The sequence below is a fragment of the Ktedonobacter sp. SOSP1-85 genome, from assembly GCF_016587415.1.
In the GTDB taxonomy this organism is placed as follows: domain Bacteria; phylum Chloroflexota; class Ktedonobacteria; order Ktedonobacterales; family Ktedonobacteraceae; genus Ktedonobacter.
Genome location: NZ_BNJI01000001.1, coordinates 1,596,468 through 1,617,039 on the forward strand (window position 1 = coordinate 1,596,468; position 20,572 = coordinate 1,617,039).

Consider the following 20,572-nt stretch of genomic DNA (forward strand, 5'->3'; position numbering starts at 1 on the left):
GCTTGTGTATATCAGAATGAAACTAGCCGAAAAAATCAAACACTTGCGCGCCGTCGAAGGCGAGTTGCGCGGTTATAATCGCCCTATGACGCAGATGGAAGTCGTTAAAGCTATGCAGGAAGAGCTTGACGCGAGCATCAGCCAGGCCTATTTCTCTCAGCTCGAGAGCGGTAAGCGCCTGCACCTGACTGCATCGAGTCGCGACCTGCTCTCGCGCTTTTTTAATGTCCATCCCGGTTACCTTGTCGATGATCCGCCCGACTTCAGTACCGACCTGTTGACCTCGCTTGACACCGGAAATGATCGCTTGAGCACCTGGCTGGATGCCAGTGCTGCGGAGTGGCGCTCTGAACCTGAATTGTCAGGCTTTTTGCAGTTTCTCGCCAGCACATCCGATCCCCGACGCTACCTGGCGCTCTTTCAACGCCTGGCCACGCTCTCACTTGAGGAACTCGGGGCCGTCGCCGAAGCCTTAACCAGCAACGCGGAGCCTGTTGCAGAGAATGATCAAATCGCCGCCTATTTTGAAGAATTTGGGAACGAAGAAGTACTATAACCATTGTATCTTTCCGGCGAACTTACGTCTTAGTTAATAGATGTCCAGCGTAACGCGTCTACAAGGCATGCGCCATCGTCGCACCCGAAGCGGATTCAGGTTGGAGATAGAACGTGCTCATATGGTAGCCGCGAGAAAGGAAAAGGTCTTATCATCGTGCATATGCGTCAAACCGGACTACAGAATGTTCAGGTGCATGGACTGCCCCTGGCCCGTAATCCTCTCTTGCAGCGCCACCCGGTTCTGGTCCCTTCGGTCCTGCTGCTAGGTGCGCTCCTAGTTGGCGCAATCGCGCTTTATTCGGACAAGCTCTTTCCCTGGCTGACATTACTGGGTATTACACCATTTCCCTTTTATCTTTCTATCGCGCTTGCGAGCGGCCTTGCTGGCATGGTCGCTACAGCTATTAGCCTGGTCGAAGCTTTCGACCGGGCGCCAGCAGGAACGAACCGGAAATGTGGTCTACCTGGAGATAAAGGAGCCGCGCTATGCTAGCAACTGATCCGCTCTCACTTGTCTTTCTTTTCTGTTTTCTCTTTGGGCTTCTCTTCCTGCTCGCTGTAGCCTTCCTTGGCCACTTTGGACACGGACACGCGGCAGTTGGACACGATGCGGGAGTGGGGCATGGCGTAGGGCATGGCCTGGTACATGGCTTTCAGACCCATGTGAGCGATCCCTTTCATGCCGCACATGCCCCAGCCATCCAAAACCATGGAGGAACACATGCGGCGAATGGTCAACACACGGGGACTCAGAGCAGCGATGCTGGTCATCACTTTTCGCTTCTCTCCCTCTTCAATCCAACCGCGATTGTGCTCTTTCTGCTCTGGTTTGGCTTCTTTGGCTACATGTTTCATAATGCCACCAATCTAGCGCTTCCATTCACTATCATTGGGGCTGTCGTTGGCGGCTTCATTGTAGCAGCTCTTATTATTAGCCTGCTTGATCGCTTAATTGGGCAAAGTGAAGCTTCGACTGTACAGGATATCTCGGAGCGAACGGGATTGGTAGGAAAGGTCAACAAGGCTATTCCTAGCAATAATCTCGGCGAGATCATCTATGTTTCACCTGGGGGCCATCGCAAGAGCATACCCGCCCGTACCCTGGATGGCAGACGTCTGGAGCGTGGGCAAGAGATTGTTGTGCTCAACTACCAGCGTGGAATCGCCGAGGTTGACACCTGGGAGCACTTCATTGAGCAAGAGGGCGATAAGCTCGATACAGGTGAAGTAGATGAGTTACAGGCTCTTCTCAACGATTTAGAAACACAAGATACTTATGTTATGCGTCAAAATATGCAAAAGGAGTAAGGACTAATGGACCTCACACTTACTGTTGCCATTGGGGCTGTTGTCCTCGTTGTAGTAATTCTAATTCTTTTACGCGTTATTGGCGGCCTCATGCGCAAGGTTGGTCCTAACCAGGCCCTGATCGTCTATGGCACCAATGGAACAGATGTCATCACCGGGGGAGCCAGGCTAGTTGTACCGCTCTTCCAGCGCGCGCAAGAGTTCTCGCTAGAGTTAATGTCCTTCGACGTGGCTCCTTCGCAGGCGCTCTATACCACTCAGGGTGTGGCCGTCAACGTCGAAGCCGTGACTCAGATCAAGGTACGTTCGGACGAACAGAGCATTAAGACCGCCGCTGAGCAGTTCCTCAGCAAGACCCGCGATGATCGCGAGAACCTGATCCGCCTGGTAATGGAGGGTCACTTGCGCGGTATCGTTGGCCAGTTGACGGTTGAGGACCTGGTAAAGGATCCAGAGAGCGTCGGCGGCAAGATGCTGCGCACTGTCAGCCCCGATATGGATAAGATGGGCCTCGAGGTCATCTCGTTCACGATTAAAGATGTACGCGACGAGAACGACTACATCACCAATATGGGTCGCCCGCAAATCGCGAGGATCCGTAAAGAGGCCGATATCGCCGCTGCGTTGGCCCAACGCGACACACAGATCCAGCAGGCCAGCGCCTCACGTGAAGCAGCCGTTGCCCGCGCCCAGGCCGACCAGGAGCGCGTGAAGGCCGAGGCCGAGTCTCTCGCCCTCCAGGCTGAGTCACAGCGTAACCTGTCGATGAAAAAGGCTTCCTTCGAGGCCGAGGTCAAACGCCAGCAGGCCGCGGCAGACAAATCCTATGATGTCCAGTCCAATATGACGCAGCAGCAGGTCGTCGCTGAGGCCGTCAAGGTTACCGAGGTTGAGAAACAGGCCCAGATCAAAGTGCAGCAGGCCGAAATTCAACGCCGCGAACTTGAGCTGCAAGCGACGATTCAGAAAGCCGCTGAGGCCGAGCGCCGCCGCGTTGAGACGGTTGCCGAAGCCGACCGTCTGCGCCAGATCCTCGAGGCTCAAGGTCAGGCTGAGGCCGCACGCACCAGAGGCCAGGCGGAAGCCGACGCCTCGCGCGCTCGTGGTCTCGCCGAAGCCGAGATCGCGCGCGCCAAAGGTCTCGCCGAAGCTGAGGTCATTCGTGCCAAGGGTGAAGCGGAAGCCGATGCCATGAAGGTCAAGGCCGCAGCCTACCACGAATACAATCAGGCAGCCGTACTCGACAAACTGCTCACCAACATGCCAGAAGTGGTACGTGCCATCGCCGAGCCTCTCAGCAAGGTCGACAAGGTTACGATCGTCTCAACTGGCACCAATGGCAGTTCAGATGGTGTGGGAGCCAGCCGCCTGACTGGGGATATCGTCAATATGGCAGCCCAGGTACCCGCGCTCTTCGAGCTGCTAAGCGGTACCCGCATCGGTGATCTCATGAGCCGCGTTCCTAGCCTCTCAGAGCAGAACGGCAGTGCTCCCAATGGAGCCAAGGCCAATGGAACTGTTGAGGTTACCAGTGGTGACAGCTCGAAAGAGTCATAGTCACCCGGATTACGGCGAGCAAAGAGCAGGCGAGGATAATCTCGCCCTCTTTTCCCGCCCCTCCCTTCCCAAAGGTCATCCTTTCGAAGCGCCCATTTCGTCTGATTCGTATGAAATATAAAGCCGTGGTCGCACGACGCTGCTAAAGCACGTGTCTACATATGACGCGCATTATATGTAGATGTGTGCCTTATACCCTTTATGGGCATTTAGCAGCGTCGGTCGGATTGGCATTGCACGCTGTCTATATCACAATATCGGGAGAGAAGCTTATGAATCTGCTGGAGCGAGTGCTCACCCTGCTACGGGCAAATCTCAATGTGGTTGTGGAGAACGCTGACGATCCCGAGAAAACGCTCAAACAACTTCATCTCGATATGCGCAATCAACTTGTGCAAGTTAAAACGCAGGTCGCGACCGCCATCGCAGAGGGGATAAAGCTACAAAAACGCCAACAAGAGTGTGAGACCACGGCAGAAAGCTGGCTCCATAAGGCAGAACAAGCGGTACAGCAGCATAACGATGAAGCGGCACGCGACGCGCTTGTGCATTATAACGACCTTACACGCCAGGCAGAGCACTTCCTTAACCTGAAACAAAACCAGGATCGCCTCGTCTCGATGCTTCGCTCGGCCCTGCGCCAGCTTGAAGGAAAAATAGCCGAGGTCCAGACCACGCTCGAGACACTGGAGATGCGTAAACGCAACGCTCTTATTCAACAACGCGTCCTTGAGGCTCTCAATAAACAGCGCGAGTCAGCGGTAGATGGTGCTCCCAGCCCGACATCTCCCAGCGAAGAAGAGATACGCGTTCGTGCGCAGATTCAGCGCCAACAACAGGCGGCCAATCCTCAGCCGAAGACAACGTCAAATCTTGAGCTACAACTACAGCAGCTAAGAAAACGCGCATCCAAGCCTGCGACGTTCTCAGAGACACCAATTGAAGGCAACAGCACGCCGTCTACCAGGCGCACAACGGATCAATTAACCCCCAATCCGCCTACGTCTCCTCATCTCCCCAATTCAGGAGAGCTAAATCTAGACCAACTCAAAAAGCTCCTCAACACCGAACAGGGCTGAGGAGCCAGGTTCATCCGATCACGCCAGGGGTAGCTTGTTACCAGTTCCAGGCCAGAGAAGCAATCGATAACAAGATAATGATAGCGATTCCGATACCAATTCCTACCATAAAGGAGAAGCGATTATTCTCCTTCTCTTCCTGGGATTTCTCTGGTGTCTGCCCTATACTCTTGCTTCCGCTCATAACTATTCCTTCGCTCCTGCTAGATAACATCATGTGCCAATTAGGTACTTGGGCCCTCGCGCCTGCGGCAGCCAGGGGCACCACACTGCCTATAATGCTGCATTTACTGCGCTCTCAATATTTGCAACAATACTCAGGCTCTCCGCGGGGTTTGCCTCATGAGTAGTGATGACTACTAAAAAGGTTGATCGTCTGCTACCCACTATGCGCGCCATTATATATCGTCCAGCATTGCGGAGCAACACATCCTCGCATGCCCCCCAGCCACCTAGCTCTGCTCCCTGCTGGGCACTCTTCATCATCGCACTCAGCGGAGCACATAGGGGTGTGACATCGCTATCATCAACGGAAATCTGTGCCAGTGGAGATCCCTCTATGCTTACCACAGCCGCCGCGACAAAACCCTTGACTGAGTAGCCCAGCGTCTGAAGAGCCGTGCTGAGGGCAGGATAGTTAAAGGCATCGCGATTCTGGCTCTGGTTAGCCTGGGCGCTTTCCACGCCAGATACAGAATTATTGATGGGCAACGGGCCACTTGTATTACGCGCCTGGAAGGATTGCAAATGATTATTAGTGATCGCGGGCCGGCGCATCGTCTCTCCCCCCACCTCATTGACGGATTCAGGCCTGATCGCTGGTTGCATACCACTCCCCTGTTGCAGGGGATACAGTCCGCTAGATCCATAGACTGGACCCGAACCACCGGCCTGGTAAGGGTCACTCCACTCACCGCCCTGAGCCGGTGAACTTGCCTGTCCTGGCTCCGTCATACCTGGCCGAATAACCGGTAAATTTGAAGCGGTGGGCTGATCCGTTAACCATGATGGCAGGGGCTGCTGCGCCAAGATATCCTGGGGCGCCTGCATCGATGGTTGAGGGGCAAAAAGTTGAGCCTGCCCATCATTGCCCGCTTCAGCTTGCGCGGCTGGCTGCAAGCCATTCGTGTTTACTACCTGTCCCTTGCTCCACTCGCGCATCATAGCTTCATCCAGGCGCGGCAGTTCGCCTGTGCGCTCCCACCACTCCTTCTGTGCCTCATCACTCATCCCAACACCACCCTCATCCTGCTGTATAATTGCGGGTCCAAAAATTACATCGCGTAGTCCACTCTCAGGCACTGGTTGACCCAGTGGCTGCGCGGGGAAACTCCCGCTCCCAGCGTTTAGCCCCTGCGAGAGAGCGGAGTGAATGCCACTCGCTGGCGTCTGATTCATCTGCCCCAGCGACGTAGAAATTCCAAAATCCTGGTCTGTCTCAGGCATAAATGGCATATTCCCTGCAACTGGCATCGACCCGGAAGGCGAGCCAGGCGTGGGCCATATGTCGGATATGCTGCCGGAGGTTTCAGAAACGGAGAACTGCCCAGGCATCGCACCAGCGATATTGGGCGCGGGAAGTTGTCCCGATGGCTGTGGCATACCCCCCATGACCGGGACCTGGCTCGAGAGATCATACATACCATTGGTGGCGGGGAAAGCGCCCGAGGGCTGTACTGGTATCTGTCCTGAGGCTCCCTCTGTCGTAGCCACCATGCCAAAGGGGGTATCATCAATATCATCAAAGGAGAGAGCATTGAGCGCTGGCTGAGCGCCCGTCGGCTGGGGCATCTCCCCCTGTCCATACTTGGTACGATACTGGAGGGCCTGCATAATCAAACGTGATAACGGCTGCTTCACATTAGGAATCACCTGCCCATTCCAGGGCTGATGAATCACTGTACCATTCTTATGAGCAGCGAGCGCAAAAAACGCCTCCTCGCCACGCAAGAAACCGTACTCTGCCCATACAAGCTCACCATTCTGAAAACGCAGGAGTCCCCGCTCCTCCAAGCCCGTATTCACCAGCAGCGCGATATTCTTGCGGCTCATCGTAATGATTTGAATCACATCCAGCAGATCAAAGGAATCCAGGTCAACGGTAAAACCAGTATCATCCTGCATACGCCGCAGCTCTTCTCGCAGCAAGCGCACATCTAGCGGCTTCTCCAGGTAGCTCACAGCACCATTCTCTAATGCCTGTGTACGCATCTTCTCCGCTTTTATGCCGCCCAATAATACTGTACGCGTATTGGGGTGATATGCCCTCAACCATTGCAGCAATTCAAATCCCTCTATGCCAGGTGCGTCGAGATCGTATATCACCACGTCATACTCATCGGCCCATAACGCACGTACGGCGTCACCACCATTGGTGACGCCCCAGACGCCATAGCCGTCGTTGCGCAAGGCATTTACGAGCTGCTGGCCAATATGCTCATCATCTTCAATCACAAATATGCGCGATATACTTGACATTATTCTACCACCTACAACAGACCTGCCCTGTTCTGCCCTCTCATTGGACGCTTTTTTCTGCTTTCAGACGTGTTTAACCGCAGCCTGGCAACTGCGGCTTATGAAAGGCTGCCGGCTGCGCTACAAAACAGGCGTTTATTTTTCCTTCAGCAAATTGCAATACGCAAGTTTTCAATACGCGTATGACATCTCTCGCAAGGCTCTTGGCCCTTGCGCTACTGCTTAAATGCGATATTCTTCTCTAAAAGGCTATCTCTGTGAGTGTATCACGATGCACTATGGATGGCAATAATTTCGCGAATTGGGCGCGGGAAGTCCCATTCGCGCTCACGGTTTGATGCGCCTTTTCCAGCGTGTTATACTCCCCTACAGGAGAGCGTTTTTCATAGTAAACCCTCCTCTTGAATAATTTCGTTTATTTTTTGGAGATGCTCTTATGACTGGTCAGGAAATAAATCGTGACGCGTGGAAACAGGCTGCAAGCGAGGCGGCGGCTCAGTTAGTTGAGGATGGCATGTTTGTAGGTCTGGGTACCGGTTCAACGGCGGCCTTCTTCATTCAGGCACTTGCCAGGCGCATGCAACAGGGGTTACACATCGCGGGTACCATTTCCTCCTCGCTCGCGTCGCAGGAACTGGCACAAAGCCTCCATATTCCTATCACCGATTTCGCCACTCATCCCTCACTGGATATTTATATAGATGGGGCTGATGAAATCGACTCCCAGCTTAACCTCGTCAAAGGCGGGGGAGGGGCGCTCCTGCGTGAGAAGATCGTGGCTTCCGCATCACGGCGCTTTGTTGTCATCGCCGATCAGCTTAAGCTCGTGCAACGCCTGGGACAAAGCTTCGCCCTGCCCATTGAAGCCATTCCCTTCGCTGCCCCCTGGTCTCACGCAAGTTGACCGACATTGGGGCAACGGTCAAGCTTCGCGGCGGTAGCACCACCCCTTTCATTACCGATAACCATAATGTTATTCTTGACTGCACTTTCGCGGATGGCATTCTTGATCCCGCAGCCCTGGACGAGCAGTTACACCATGTTGTCGGCATCGTCGAGACAGGCCTCTTTCTCGGCATGGCCCAACAGGCCCTCATTGGTGGCCCTCACGGAGTCCAGGTCCTCCCCTAACATCTTCTATGAATATTCTTGACAGTCATAGGAATTGCCGGGTATATTTCAACAATAGATCCATATCCACGAATGCATCCGGCTTCTCTAGCTATTTTTGCCTTGATCTACGTTTAGCTCGCGCGCGAGCAGAGAAACATAGATCCAACACGAAGGAGTGTTCGCTTGAGCAAAGTTGAACAGAAGACACAAAGCATGGATCCCACGCATCCATGGAAACTGACGACCGAGCGAATCGTCATTGCTGCGATGCTTGCTGGCCTTACGGTATGTATCACCCTCATCCCTGGCATCGGCTTTATCCCGGTTCCCAATGTCTCTGGTAACGCGACAACAGGTCATATTCCTACTATTATTGGCGGCATCGTCGGTGGCCCAATCGTCGGCCTGCTTACAGGCTTTATTTTTGGTCTGATGAGCCTTCTACATGCCTCTAGCCCGCTCTTTAAGGATCCGACTGTGGCGATCCTACCCCGTATCTTTATCGGCCTGACCGCCTGGGCAACCTTCGCCGCGCTCAAACGCTTCAGCTTCGATGTGGCGGCTATCAGCGCGGGTGTCATCGGCTCACTGACGAATTCGGTTCTGGTAATCTCCATGGGCATGATCAGGGGCTATATCCCCGCCAATGGCGTTATCCTGGCAAGCTTCCTGCCCCAGGTTATCGCCGAGGCAATTATCTCAGCCATCTTCGCCGAAGCGGTGGCACGCAGCTATGCTATCGTTCAGCAGCGCCTCATGCATGCTCCGGAGACCAAGGCTCGTGAGGAACTTCCCTATTAGCGCCGGGGAGATATGCGGCGCGTAAGGATACAGGGGGCTATTGCGCCTCCACTCCCTACTTACAGATAAACCAGATAAACGCTATGCTTGAAGTTCAAAACGTTACCTTTCACTACAATACGCAGGAGGTCTCAACCCCTCCTGCGTTGCGCAATATTAACTTGCGCATCCAGCCAGGCGAGACTGTGGCGATCATCGGTCACAATGGCTCAGGCAAGAGCACGCTCACACGCCTGCTCGCCGCGATTCTCCATCCAACCCAGGGCGAGGTACGCGTTGATGATATCTCCACAACCGCGCGTGGTGAGGATCTATGGACCATTCGCCAGCGCGTCGGCGTTATTTTCCAGAATCCCGATGATCAGCTCGTCGCCAATACCGTCATCGACGATATCGCCTTTGGACCAGAGAATCTAGGTCTCCCTCGCCACGAGATTGAGGAGCGAGTGCAGGAGGCGCTCTCCAGCCTGGAGCTTGGCGCCTCAGCGCAGCTTCCCATTAGCGACCTCTCTGTAGGGCAGAAACAGCAGGTCGCCATTGCTGGCGTACTGGCAATGCGCCCACGCTACCTCTTGCTCGATGAACCTACCACGATGCTGCCAGGTCACCTGGTACGCTCGCTCCTCGCCACGGAGCAACGCCTGGCACGCGAACGGGGCATGGCCGTCATCCATATCACGCATTTTATGCACGAGGTTACAGCCTTCCAGCGTGTCCTCGTCATGCACCAGGGAGAGATTCTGCTGGATGGCTCGCCCAGTGAGATCTTCTCACATGCTGATCAGCTAGAAACCCTTGGGTTGGATGTTCCCATGGTCACGCGGCTAGGAGAGCGCCTGCGCGCCCGTGGCTGGCAACACCTCTCTGACGTCATTCTCACTCCCGAACAACTAAAGGCGGATCTATGCTCTTCGAATTAAAAGATGTGCGTCATACCTACCTGCGCGATACGCCCTTCGCGACGGAAGCCCTGCGTGGTCTATCGCTCACTATTCCAGAACACCAGATTACTGCCCTGGTGGGACCAACCCGCTCTGGAAAATCAACCGTGGTCGATATACTGGCTGGACTGATTAAAGCCGCGCCAGGGACGCTCTTCTTTCGGGGAGAAGATGTGACGGCCCCATCCTTTGACCGCGAACGCCTGCGCACCTCAGTTGGCGTCGTTTTTCAGTCTCCCGAGTCACAAATCTTTGAGGAGACGGTGGGTAAGGATGTCTCCTTCGGCCCATTACGGAAGAGAGCCTCTTTCGCCGAGTCGCGGCGGCTGGTGCAAACAGCGTTAGAGGATGTTGGGCTGCCCTATGAAGACTTTCGCACACGCTATACCTACGCCCTGAGTGGAGGCGAGAAACGGCGCGTCGCTATCGCCGGTGTTCTGGCCCTCCAGCCCGCTGTGATTATCTTCGATGAACCGACAGCGGGACTCGATCCGCGTGGACGGCGAGAATTGCTGGCCCTCATTGAACACTTGAAACAGACCCAGCAGATGACGATTATCTATGCCTCTAGTAGCCTGGAAGAGGTCGTGGGCCTCGCAGACACCATTCATGTGTTGGACCAGGGACAACTCGCCTTTTCAGGCGCACCACGCGAGATCCTCGCGCGCGCCAATGAGCTTGTGAAGCTTGGAATAGAGCTGCCAGAAGCGGTCCGCATTGCCCTGGTCTTGCGCGAGCACTATCCCGAATTCCCAACCACTGTTCTTACGCTCGACGAACTGGAGGAGGCCATAGTACAGCATGAGGAGCTTAGAATACGTAGTGGAGGGCAACGACCATGATTGAAATCTCACGCACCATCACCTTTGGTCAATTCATCAATAACCACTCGCCTCTGACGCGTATGGACCCGCGTGGCAAGCTCCTATGCCTCATCCTGCTTATTATCGTTACCTCGCTCATTAAAAGCTTCTCGGCCTTCGCGGGCCTCTTGCTCTTCTGCATTCTGATACAGATTCTCTCGCGCATCGCTACACGCTATGTGCTGCGCGGCTTCCGCCCCTTCCTGGGCTTTCTGGCCTTTATTTTCGTACTCCAGGTACTCTTCTACACGGGCCAGCAAGAGACAATATACTGGCATTGGGGAATGCTGAGCATCTCTCTTGAAGGCCTGCATACAAGCATCCTGGTCATTCTGCGCGTGCTTTTTCTCTACTATCTCTTCTCTATGTTGCTCTTCACCACATCGCTCGTCGACCTGACCGATGGTATGGAGGCACTTCTCTCTCCGCTCCAGCGCATAGGTATTCCCACCAATACTCTCGTGATGGTCTTTATCATCGCGCTCAAATTTGTACCCATTTTCACTGGCGAAATAGAGCGCCTGATCAAAGCCCAGGCCGCGCGTGGTGTGCGTTTTGACCAGGGCAATTTTCTGCAACGGGCGCGCAAAATCGCTCCCCTACTCGTCCCCCTCTTCCTCAGCGGCTTCAAACGAGCCGAAGCGCTCAGCACCGCCATGGAGGCACGCTGCTATGGTTTTCATCGTGGCTGGAGAAGGAGCCGACGCCGCCAGCTAACCTGGGCGCGCTTCGACCTGCTCGCCTCCCTCGTAACACTGCTCAGTTGCACCCTTATCTTCCTGGCCTCACAAACTCTCCCCTAAAAGAAGAAAATGTTGCTATGGATGGGCAGGCTTCGCCTGCCCATCCATAGCAACATTTTCTTCTTTTATCCCTGAGCGCCGCAGGCGCGAAGCGCGAAAGAATATGATATGCTGTAGCCAGCACTTCAAAAATATGCAAATAAAGAGAAAAGAGGATGTAGAAGCCTGCATGGCCAGCCGCATTTATCCCAACCTCCCCACCACACGCTTATTAATTGTTCGTCATGGACAGACAAGCGCCAGTCGCGATGATGTTTGTTGTGGGACCACCGAACTTCCCCTGACCGATACAGGTCTGCTCCAGGCTAGAGCGCTGGCCGAGAGCCTGCGAGGTGAAGCCATTGACGCTATCTATTGTAGCCCCCAGCAGCGCGCACAGCAGACCGCCATTCCCAGCGCCAACCTGCTCAACCTGCCAATCCAGACACGGCTCGCCCTGCGCGAGATGGATTTTGGGCGCTGGGAAAACCTCCCACGTGAACAGCTGAAACAGCACTACCCGGCGGAACTTGCGGCCTGGGATCGAGGCTCCTGGATGGTCAATCCGCCTGGCGGCGAGACACAGCAGGCCGTTCTGGCCCGTACCGTCCCCTGCTTGACCGAACTCCTGCTGAAACATAGCGGGCAAACGCTACTTCTGGTATCGCATAAAACGGCCATTCGCCTGCTTGTAGGCCATCTCCTGGAGATGTCCCTCTCGGCCAGTCGCCGCCTCAGTGTTAATAACGCCAGCATGACCGAACTCCATATCACGGGCGATTCAGTCCACCTGGCGCGCTATAACGAAACCAGCCATCTCCGCCAGTTGAATAGCTGAGGTAAATAAAGGGAGGTGTAGGAGAGTCTCCCTCCTGCACCTCCTTTTTTTACTCAGAATACGCCCTCGCTCTAGAGGCTGATCCTTCCAGAGATCAAGATAGCGAGCAGAATCCCCAGGGTCAGCACAACCCCAAATTGCAGATTCAACATCGCAGTCCGCTTAATTCCTAGCATAAAGACTTTGCGGTCTGTTGCTTGTAAAACCGAGCGTACATTGCTGAAAGCCAGTGGGAAGGTGACCAATACAATCAAGCTGGTGATAGGCAACAGACCAACAAGCACAAACAGGGCTGTGGCCACATAGCTCCCCATAAGCAAGGTGGCATGATAACGCTTCCCAAAATTTAGGCCAAAACGCACTGGGAGTGTCTTCTTATTGACCGCCAGATCATCCTGGTAGTCACGTACATTATTCATGTTCATGATGGCCATGATCAGGAAACCAACAGGGATGCTGGCGGCAAAGGCCGGCCAGGACCAGTGCTGAATCTGGACATAGTAGGCACCCCAGGTCATCAAAAGGCCCATGGCGATATAAACCATGATATCGCCCAGGCCGCGGCTGGCTAACTTGAAGGGGCGGGCGCTATAGAAGTACGCGATTAAGAGACCAGTCAGACCAAAGAGGAGGATTTCTGGGCCAACCAGAAACACGAGCAGAATCCCCAGAAGGGCTGCGATGACAAAGCAGCCGATAGCACCGCCCAGCACCTGACCAGCGCTCATCTCGTTACGGAAGATCACAGTCGAAGCCCCCAGAGACCCTTCATGATCCAATCCATAAGCATAATCAAAGTATTCGTTAAAATAGTTAGTGCCAATCTGCAAGAAGAGGCAGGAGACAAAAGTTGTCAGGAAGATGAGGGGATGAAAGGTCCGCTCATATCCAGCAATAGCCGTCCCAACAAGCAGTGGGCTTACCGTCGCCACCAGGGTAAAGAGGCGCGCAGTCTTTAACCAGTATTTCCAGCCGGGCTGCTTGCTCCCTCCAGCTGGTTGAACAATATTTTCACTCATAGTGCCGTTTTAACCCGTTCTGTATCTTTGTTTGTATGGTCACAGTGGGCAGAACACCCTCTATGTAGACCGATAGATACAAGCCTGAGGAGGCTAGATCTATGTCATGCCTTTGTTGAATATCTCTATACTAAAGATAGTAACTCTTACATAAGCTGAAGTCAAAGGTTTTGTGTGCATACAGTAGTACAGGCAAAGCCTGGCGACAAGCCACAAACACTAAGAGGAAGTATCATGAGACAAACGCTTCACCGTTGTCTCCTTCTTTCACACTAATGTTATCGAGAGACCGAGATTCAAGAAAGAGAGATTCAGCAATGGCAAATATAGATTTTGGCACTTCACAGGAGAAAAAAACTATTAAGAGCGTTCCTAAGGAAGCCCATGATCAATACTTTCGTGTCACTGACCAGGTCTCCGAAGAGGTCTGGTACTGGGCGGCGCTCATCTCTATTATCACTTCCGCGCTTCTGTTTTCTACTAAGAAACGTGACTGGGGCCTCTTTGTTGGCCAGTGGCCCCCTACGTTCTTGCTCTTTGGCATGTTCCATAAGCTCCTGAAGCCTTCACACTAGAAGCTTCGTGTAAGTACTGGGTCCGTTTTGTCTTCCACATGAATAGAGCAAACGGACCCTTTCTCCACGTTATTCGAGAGCACCACAGCGAGGAGGAGGCGCATGCAACCCCCAACAAATATCAGGAAATGGACGGAGTTAAAGGGCATAGCGGCAGTAACCCTGGATACAGGCAAGAAAGTGGGAACCATAGAAGATTTTTACTTCGAGCCACAGACGAGCGCTATTTACGCTTTCCAGGTAAAGACTGGCCTGTTTGGACATCACGCGCTTCCTCTCGCGCATATCAAGGCCATTGGTGTTGATGCCATTACCTTTGACAGCGAGAAGAACCTGGCCAAAGAAGAGAAGGGCAGCCACCTGGCAACCCTACCCCTGGCAAGCGTCCTGAACCAGTATCGCGTCCTGAGCGAAGGCGGCACCGTCGTAGGAACCATTGGCAATATTCTGCTGGATGTTGTCGACCCAACACAGGTACGCCTGGCTGGTTTTGAACTGGCTGGTGGCCTGCGCGAGAAGCTCAGCGGGCACCATCACATGTTTGGGGCCAATCAGGTAGCCAGCTATGGACATGATGTCATCGTTATCCCCGATGCCGTCGCCCAAACGTTTCAATAAGCCTCTCGCCACGACGTGGTTTAGTCAATGTAAGGGTATGGTGACTGGATGGCAAAGCCATCCAGTCACCATACCCTTACATTGACTTTTTATCTTCACGGCGGATACCTGGAGCAGGATAGGGCAGTTTGAAAACCGAGAAAAGGTAGTAGAGCGAGGGAACAAGGAGCACCATCCCCGCGAGCACACAGATCAGCGCCGCCTCAATCACGTAAGCCTCGTTGGACGAGCCATCAATAGTGTAGTGCGGTGGTAGAATATACGGATACTGTGACAGACCCCATGAGCTCAACAAGAAAGCAGCCTCAGTAATCATGAGCACACGCGCGATTCGATAGCGCCGAAAGAAGAGCGCGGCAGCAGTTCCCAATCCAATGAGCATCGTCGCGATGACGACAGGCCATGCGCGTGTGAGCATACCATTCCACAGCAAGGGAGCATATACAGTAGACAATGCCAGGCCTAGGGCGCCAAGAACCGCCGTAATCGCGCCTACTATCAAGGCACTATTTCGATAGAAGCTGGCCAACTCATCATCATGGGCCGAGCTGGCTTCAACGGCCAGGTAGACCGCGGCCAGCGTCGAGCAGAGGGCTATCGCCATCAAGCCAATGACGAGCGCGAAAGGGCTCAACCACGAAGCCATATAGGTGGCGTCCGGCTTCCCGGACGCTGGCAATAGCTTCCCGCTCGCGACCGCGGCGGCGCTTAGTCCCAGGGTAAATGGTGTGAGCAAGCTTGCCACACTAAAGACCGTCTCCCAGCTGCTGGCAAACCTGCCTTCGACATCCGTCGCGTAGTAGCGATAGATAAAGGCAGCTCCTCGCAAGACAATACCAATCAGCGCAAAGGTAAGTGGGAGGAAGAGCGCGATGCTCAAAGCTGCAAAGGCAGCGGGAAAGATGGTAAACAGCCCCACAATCAGGAAGATGAGCCAGACATGGTTTGCCTCCCAGACAGGACCCAGCGCGTGATGAATAAGCTCGCGCTGCCTCTGCCTGCTGCGGCCAAAGGCAACGAGATTCCACACTCCCGCGCCAAAGTCGGCTCCCCCCAGCACCGCGTAGGTAATCAAGGCCCACCAGAGCACAATCAAGGCCGCTAACGCTACATCCATACTTATACCCCCGCTCTCTGAGCTTGCTCCTGCGGCACCAGCCGCGGCATCGGCGTGCGCGCCACACGTAAGAGGAGCCAGACCAGTGCTACACCTAGCAGTATATAGATACCTGTGAAGGCCAAAAAGCTCTCGTTCAACCAGGGTGCGGTTGTGACCGCGTCCCGTGTACGCAAGAAGCCATAGATCGTCCATGGCTGTCGACCAAGCTCAGTGACCATCCATCCCAGTTCCACCGCCAGGAAGCCCAGCACACCTGAAACAACGATTCCCCACAACAAGAGCTTATGTTCGGGAGCCTTACGCCTCCTGAGGAAGAAGAGCAGCCAGTAGACAAAGGCGATAAAGAGCATAAAGAAGCCCGAACTCACCATACCATCAAAGGAGAGATGCACCAGGGGCACATTTGGCCAGTCATCACGCGGAATTTGCTCCAAGCCCTTCACTTTGGCATCAGGGTTAGTATAGGCCAGCAGACTCAGGCCCCTGGGAATTTCCAGCGCATAGCGCACCTCGCCTGTGTTCGGATCTACCAGGCCACCAATTGTGATTGGCGCACCGTCCTGGGTCTTAAAGACCGCCTCCATCGCCGCGAACTTGGTTGGCTGGTAATTGGCGAGAAAGCGTGCGTTAAAGTCGCCACTGACGATCTGGAGCGGGACGGCGACGACCGCCATCAGCATCCCTAGCATCAAGCCCTTGCGATGGTAGTCATCGCGCTTCCCTCGCAGCATGGCCCAACCATAGACGGCAGCGACCGCAAAACCAGTTCCCACATAGGATGCCAGCATCATATGCACGGTCTGATAGGGCGTGCTGGGATTAAAGATAGCCTGGAAAGGGCGAATATCCACGACCTGCCCATTTTTAAAGACAAAGCCAGCGGGGGTATTCATCCAGGAGTTCGCGCTGACAATAAACCAGGCCGAGGCCAGGCCACTGATCCAGATGGGGAAGGAGCAGAGCCAGTGTGCTCGTGGCGAGAGCTGGCCCCAGCCATAGAGGTAGAGGCCCAGAAAGATCGCCTCCAGAAAGAAGGCAAAACCCTCTAGCATGAAGGGTAAACCAATCACCCGGCCAGCGAATTCAATATACGTTGGCCAGAGTAATCCCAGTTCAAAGGAAAGAATCGTGCCTGAGACCGCACCAATGGCGAATAGAATCGCCGCGGCCTTCGCCCAGCGCCGCGTGAGCAGCATCCAGGTCTGGTTCTTTGTCTTCAGCGCCAGGCCTTCGGCGATACATAGCAGCAGTGGCAGGCCAACGCCCAGGACAGAGAAGATGATATGAAAAGCCAGCGAGGTGCCCATCTGGGCACGCGCGGCCAGTAAATCTCCCATAAGATGCCCCTTGTTCTCCTGTTTCTATCTACCAGCACACATCATGCCATAAAAAAGCATGTCCTATAATATTGTAGGCGCCAGGCTAGCAAGCGACAAACCGAAGCAGAAAAAACTTATGAGAGCAAGAGGGGATGAATATCAGACCAGCCATAGACCAGTTCTGTAAGCCTCTTGCCTCCAACCTCATCTTCCTGCTCGCACAATAGCGTGGCTCCCAGCGCTTCATAAAAATAGCGCGCCGAATTATCAGCCAGAACAACGACTGCCATTGATGCCATTCCCTGGCGCACAAAATGCTCTACCAGAGTACCCACGAGACGCCGCCCCAGTCCTCGCCCCTGCATCTCAGCAAGCAAGTAGATGGCATAGAGTTCGCCATCATAGCCTGAGATACCCGCACGCTCCCTACCTCCATTCACGAAGGCTACAACCCTGCCGGTTTCATCTTCAGCTATATAGGTGAAAGAGGTTGCATCATCTCCCTGCTCCATCTGCAAGATCATGTGCCACATCTGTTCACGCCGCTCATAGGAGAGCGCCGCCAGGTAGGCATCGGGCACCACGCCTTGATAGGTTGTGCGCCAGCTATCAACATGCACGCGCGCAAGCCCTGGAGCATCCTCCACACGCGCGGGACGAATAGTCATCTGCCTGCTTCCATTGCTGAGTCTAGAATCGGTCATGCTATATTCCTTCCTTGAGATATGCTATAATTGCGCCGTGTAACCAAATGATAGCCGCCAGCCGAGACAGAAAGAGAGTGAGCCGAGAGTGTCACAGGAGAGACGTCAGGCGCCTACAGGCGTCAAGGGACCAAAAAATATTCAGCAACACCTGCAAGAAGGCGAGGTTGTGCTCTTCTCCGCCCCCGGCTTCTGGGATAACGGTGAAGTCAATTACAGTACCGCCTGCGAACTGGTGCTCACCAATCAACGCATCATTGGTTACTATACGAAGAGCTTCCCGCGCGAGCATCTCTTCCTTGATTCGCTTCCCCTGGCCAATCTCACTCAGGTTTCACTCCGCCAGAAGAACTATGAGCCACTCTTCCGCGAACTTCTAGTCAGCGATGGCACACACAAGATCTACATGCGCACCTCGCGCCGCCATATCGAGCATCTCTACGCGTTGCTGAGCGAGACAACCGGCAAGGGCGAGGATACTACCCAGGGTGCCGCGACAGAAGACAGTTCGACGCCACACAAGAGTCCCAGCTATGTGCGCCAGAAGGTGCGGACCTCATTTGAAAGCTCTTCACTTGGTATTACGGTGCTCTTCGTGGGTGGGTTGCTGCTCGAAATCATCGGCGTCGTGCTCTGGCGCACACAGGGCGCCGCTATTGGCATCCCCCTCTGTATCGCCGGACTCGTCGCCGTCACCACTGCCCTCCTGGTACGCCGTCAACGCACCCTCAGCTAACAGCCTACTACCTCTCGCGCCTGCGGCGCTTAGGATAGAGTGTGTGCGTGGACAACGACAGAGCCGTTGTCCACGCACACACTCTATATTTTTTGCAGAAATGTGCCAGGCGTGCTATGCTTTTGGCTATATGCAAATCTGGCAGGCATTCGGAAGGAGTGGCCGAGCTTATTCAAGGAGGTTGGCAGGCGTCATCGTTAGCTAGCAACGTTGACACTCGCTTTTTGCGACAGGTACAATAGGATAGCCAAAGGAAACAAGGGAGTTTTCTTTTCTCCACGTCACACATCATCAATAGGCGAGGTGGATATATACAATGAAGATCATCGTCTGTATTAAACAGGTACCCGATCCAAACACCACTGTCAGTAAGCTTGATCCTAATACAAAGCGTCTTGTGCGCACTGGTGTTTCTCTCGTGCTCGATCCCGGTGATGAGAGCACAATCTCTGCCGCGATTAAGCTCCGCGATACCCTCGGCAGTAGCGAGGTCATCGCGCTGAGCATGGGTCCCGAGTCGGCTCAGGAAGGCATGCGCCGCTCGCTCGCGATGGGCGCCGACCGCGCGATCCTGGTGACCGATCCCGCCCTGGCTGGTTCCGACGCCCTGGCAACCGCACGCGTGCTGGCCGCCGCGATCAAGAAAGAGGGCGCGGACCTTATCTTCTGCTCAACCGAGAGCACCGATGGCTATACCGGCATGGTCCCCGGGGCCATGGCTGAGTTCCTGGGCCTCCCCCAGTTGACCTTCGCACGCGAGATTCAGGTCGAGGGCAGCAAAGCCGTCATCAAACGCGTCGTTCCCACTGGCTATAAAACCGTTGAAAGCTCCCTCCCCGCTGTCGTCACCATCGCCAGCGGCTCCTTTGAAGCCATCTACCCGACCATGAAAGGTATCATGGGCGCGAAAAAGAAGCCTTTCACCAAACTCACCATCGCGGACCTGGGCATCGAGCCTGCACAAGTAGGCGAGGCCGGCGCACGTGAGCGTGTGCTTACGATTGGTAAGGTTGAGGCGCGTGCCGCCGGTCAGGTAATCAAAGACGATGGCAGCGCAGCACAGCGTATCGCTGAATTTTTGCAGCGCTACCAGTTGCTCTAGTGCTCAGGGAGGATTGCAAGATGTCGAATACAATTTGGGTACTCATTGAGCTGGAGAATGGCCAGCCTGCGCGCTCCTCGCTTGAGGTGCTTGGGAAAGCCGCGAAACTGGGTCGCGCCGAAGCAGTCGTGCTTGGCGCCGCGGCGGCGGAGGTCGCCCCTACCCTGGGTGCCTACGGCGCGGAGAAGGTTTATGTCCACGCGGATGCAACCTATGACAATTATCTGACGCTGCCAGCCGTGGATACGTTGAGCGCTCTGCTCAACGACCATCAGCCACGCTTGCTACTCCTGGCTACCACCTACGAGCTACGCGATATCGCTGCTCGCCTGATGGTGCGCAATAACCTGGGCCTGATTACCGACGCGACCGACCTGGCATTTACTGGCGAGGAGCTTCAGGTCACCGTTCCCTGGGGCGGCGAGAACGTCGTCACGGCCACCCATCCTCACCAGGGTACCGGCATTGTCCTGACACGCCCCAAGGCTTTCGCCGTTGAGCAGTTTGATGGTCGCACGCCCGAGGTTGAGACGCTCTCTGTCTCGATCAATAGTGCCGCGCAAGCCATTAAGATCGTCGATAGCGTCGATGTTGCTAGTGAGGGTCCGGCTCTGGAAGATGCCAGCGTCATCGTCAGCGGTGGTCGTGGCCTGGGCAAAGCCGAGAACTTCCAGCTAGTTGAAGCGCTGGCGAAGGCTCTCCAGGGCGCTCCGGGCGCGACACGTGCTATCGTTGATGCTGGCTGGCTCCCCTATAGCTACCAGATCGGTCAGACGGGTAAGACGGTAAAACCCACACTCTATGTCGCCGCCGGCATCAGTGGCGCCATCCAGCACCTTGCTGGTATGAAGGGTTCAAAGTACATCATCGCAATCAATAAGGATGAAAACGCGCCCATCTTCTCTGTCGCTGACCTCGGCGTGATTGGTGATGCACTGACCATCCTGCCGCAGCTTACAGAGGAAGTGAAGCGCCGCAAGGCCTAAATGCTTATTGCAAATGCTTATTGCACACGTCTCTCTCCGAGACGGTTGATGTCAGGGTGCCTCACTTGAGGCGCC

The 20,572-nt window shown here is 54.7% G+C and carries 21 protein-coding genes and 1 pseudogene; 16 read left to right on the forward strand and 6 right to left on the reverse strand.

The features are described from left to right. Positions 1-16: 16 nt before the first annotated feature. The 5 genes from KTE_RS06810 (at position 17) to KTE_RS06830 (ending at position 4,502) form a co-directional block, all read left to right on the forward strand. On the forward strand, positions 17-556 hold the full coding sequence (locus KTE_RS06810) for a helix-turn-helix domain-containing protein (protein ID WP_201379757.1): 540 nt from the start codon (positions 17-19) through the stop codon (positions 554-556). A gap of 156 nt (positions 557-712) precedes the next feature. Then, positions 713-1,051 carry a hypothetical protein gene (locus tag KTE_RS06815; protein WP_201379758.1) on the forward strand — a complete coding sequence of 113 codons (339 nt, stop codon included), beginning with the start codon at positions 713-715 and terminating at the stop codon, positions 1,049-1,051. Continuing rightward, a complete protein-coding gene (locus tag KTE_RS06820) occupies positions 1,045-1,866 on the forward strand; it encodes a hypothetical protein (RefSeq protein WP_201379759.1) in 822 nt (273 codons plus the stop codon). Before KTE_RS06815 ends, KTE_RS06820 begins: the two co-directional genes overlap by 7 nt. A 6-nt stretch (positions 1,867-1,872) precedes the next feature. Continuing rightward, positions 1,873-3,423 (forward strand): flotillin family protein, encoded by a 1,551-nt coding sequence (locus tag KTE_RS06825; RefSeq protein ID WP_201379760.1) that lies wholly within the window; start codon positions 1,873-1,875, stop codon positions 3,421-3,423. Between the two features lie 272 nt (positions 3,424-3,695). Next, positions 3,696-4,502, forward strand: coding sequence for a PspA/IM30 family protein (locus KTE_RS06830; RefSeq protein WP_201379762.1), 807 nt, complete (start codon positions 3,696-3,698; stop codon positions 4,500-4,502). A 37-nt stretch (positions 4,503-4,539) separates the two neighbouring features. On the opposite strand, the gene KTE_RS06835 is transcribed toward KTE_RS06830, so the two are convergent. Beyond that, a complete protein-coding gene (locus KTE_RS06835; RefSeq protein ID WP_201379764.1) occupies positions 4,540-4,686 on the reverse strand; it encodes a hypothetical protein in 147 nt (48 codons plus the stop codon). Between the two features lie 89 nt (positions 4,687-4,775). After that, a complete protein-coding gene (locus KTE_RS06840) occupies positions 4,776-6,980 on the reverse strand; it encodes a response regulator (RefSeq protein WP_201379766.1) in 2,205 nt (734 codons plus the stop codon). Positions 6,981-7,494: 514 nt separating this feature from the next. Between KTE_RS06840 and rpiA the strand changes: the two are divergent. The 6 genes and pseudogenes from rpiA (at position 7,495) to KTE_RS06870 (ending at position 12,318) form a co-directional block, all read left to right on the forward strand. Next, positions 7,495-8,111, forward strand: a pseudogene (gene rpiA, locus KTE_RS49470) (ribose-5-phosphate isomerase RpiA). Positions 8,112-8,276: 165 nt separating this feature from the next. Next, a complete protein-coding gene (locus KTE_RS06850; RefSeq protein WP_201379768.1) occupies positions 8,277-8,894 on the forward strand; it encodes an ECF transporter S component in 618 nt (205 codons plus the stop codon). Positions 8,895-8,977: 83 nt separating this feature from the next. Next, positions 8,978-9,814 (forward strand): ATP-binding cassette domain-containing protein, encoded by an 837-nt coding sequence (locus tag KTE_RS06855; RefSeq protein WP_201379770.1) that lies wholly within the window; start codon positions 8,978-8,980, stop codon positions 9,812-9,814. Further along, the gene (locus KTE_RS06860; RefSeq protein ID WP_201379772.1) at positions 9,799-10,677 is read left to right on the forward strand and encodes an ATP-binding cassette domain-containing protein; all 879 of its coding nucleotides are present in this window, start codon (positions 9,799-9,801) and stop codon (positions 10,675-10,677) included. The genes KTE_RS06855 and KTE_RS06860 overlap by 16 nt, the downstream gene beginning before the upstream one ends. After that, on the forward strand, positions 10,674-11,501 hold the full coding sequence (locus tag KTE_RS06865; protein WP_201379774.1) for an energy-coupling factor transporter transmembrane protein EcfT: 828 nt from the start codon (positions 10,674-10,676) through the stop codon (positions 11,499-11,501). Before KTE_RS06860 ends, KTE_RS06865 begins: the two co-directional genes overlap by 4 nt. A 169-nt stretch (positions 11,502-11,670) precedes the next feature. After that, positions 11,671-12,318: a histidine phosphatase family protein gene (locus KTE_RS06870; RefSeq protein WP_201379776.1), complete on the forward strand. Its 648-nt coding sequence runs from the start codon at positions 11,671-11,673 to the stop codon at positions 12,316-12,318. A gap of 71 nt (positions 12,319-12,389) precedes the next feature. Here the strand turns inward: KTE_RS06870 and menA are convergent, their stop codons facing one another. Next, entirely contained in the window at positions 12,390-13,337 is a 948-nt protein-coding gene (gene menA, locus KTE_RS06875) for a 1,4-dihydroxy-2-naphthoate octaprenyltransferase (protein ID WP_201379778.1), read from the reverse strand. Positions 13,338-13,654: 317 nt separating this feature from the next. On the opposite strand from menA, the gene KTE_RS06880 reads away from it, so the two are divergent. Together KTE_RS06880 and KTE_RS06885 are read left to right on the forward strand one after the other, a co-directional pair. Next, complete coding sequence (locus tag KTE_RS06880; RefSeq protein ID WP_201379780.1) at positions 13,655-13,912, forward strand: hypothetical protein; 258 nt, start codon at positions 13,655-13,657, stop codon at positions 13,910-13,912. A gap of 102 nt (positions 13,913-14,014) precedes the next feature. Next, entirely contained in the window at positions 14,015-14,530 is a 516-nt protein-coding gene (locus KTE_RS06885; RefSeq protein WP_201379781.1) for a PRC-barrel domain-containing protein, read from the forward strand. Positions 14,531-14,606: 76 nt separating this feature from the next. Here the strand turns inward: KTE_RS06885 and KTE_RS06890 are convergent, their stop codons facing one another. The 3 genes from KTE_RS06890 to KTE_RS06900 all read right to left on the reverse strand — a co-directional run bounded on the left by KTE_RS06890 (position 14,607) and on the right by KTE_RS06900 (position 17,673). Further along, positions 14,607-15,647 carry a cytochrome d ubiquinol oxidase subunit II gene (locus tag KTE_RS06890; RefSeq protein WP_201379782.1) on the reverse strand — a complete coding sequence of 347 codons (1,041 nt, stop codon included), beginning with the start codon at positions 15,645-15,647 and terminating at the stop codon, positions 14,607-14,609. A gap of 2 nt (positions 15,648-15,649) precedes the next feature. After that, positions 15,650-16,987, reverse strand: coding sequence for a cytochrome ubiquinol oxidase subunit I (locus KTE_RS06895; protein WP_201379783.1), 1,338 nt, complete (start codon positions 16,985-16,987; stop codon positions 15,650-15,652). A gap of 116 nt (positions 16,988-17,103) precedes the next feature. Next, complete coding sequence (locus KTE_RS06900) at positions 17,104-17,673, reverse strand: GNAT family N-acetyltransferase (protein WP_201379784.1); 570 nt, start codon at positions 17,671-17,673, stop codon at positions 17,104-17,106. Between the two features lie 88 nt (positions 17,674-17,761). Between KTE_RS06900 and KTE_RS06905 the strand changes: the two genes are divergently transcribed. From KTE_RS06905 to KTE_RS06915, 3 genes are all read left to right on the forward strand, one after another. Continuing rightward, entirely contained in the window at positions 17,762-18,409 is a 648-nt protein-coding gene (locus KTE_RS06905) for a hypothetical protein (RefSeq protein WP_201379785.1), read from the forward strand. 316 nt (positions 18,410-18,725) lie between these two features. Continuing rightward, positions 18,726-19,511 carry an electron transfer flavoprotein subunit beta/FixA family protein gene (locus tag KTE_RS06910; RefSeq protein WP_201379786.1) on the forward strand — a complete coding sequence of 262 codons (786 nt, stop codon included), beginning with the start codon at positions 18,726-18,728 and terminating at the stop codon, positions 19,509-19,511. Between the two features lie 20 nt (positions 19,512-19,531). Then, positions 19,532-20,497 carry an electron transfer flavoprotein subunit alpha/FixB family protein gene (locus tag KTE_RS06915; protein WP_201379788.1) on the forward strand — a complete coding sequence of 322 codons (966 nt, stop codon included), beginning with the start codon at positions 19,532-19,534 and terminating at the stop codon, positions 20,495-20,497. Positions 20,498-20,572: the final 75 nt, after the last annotated feature.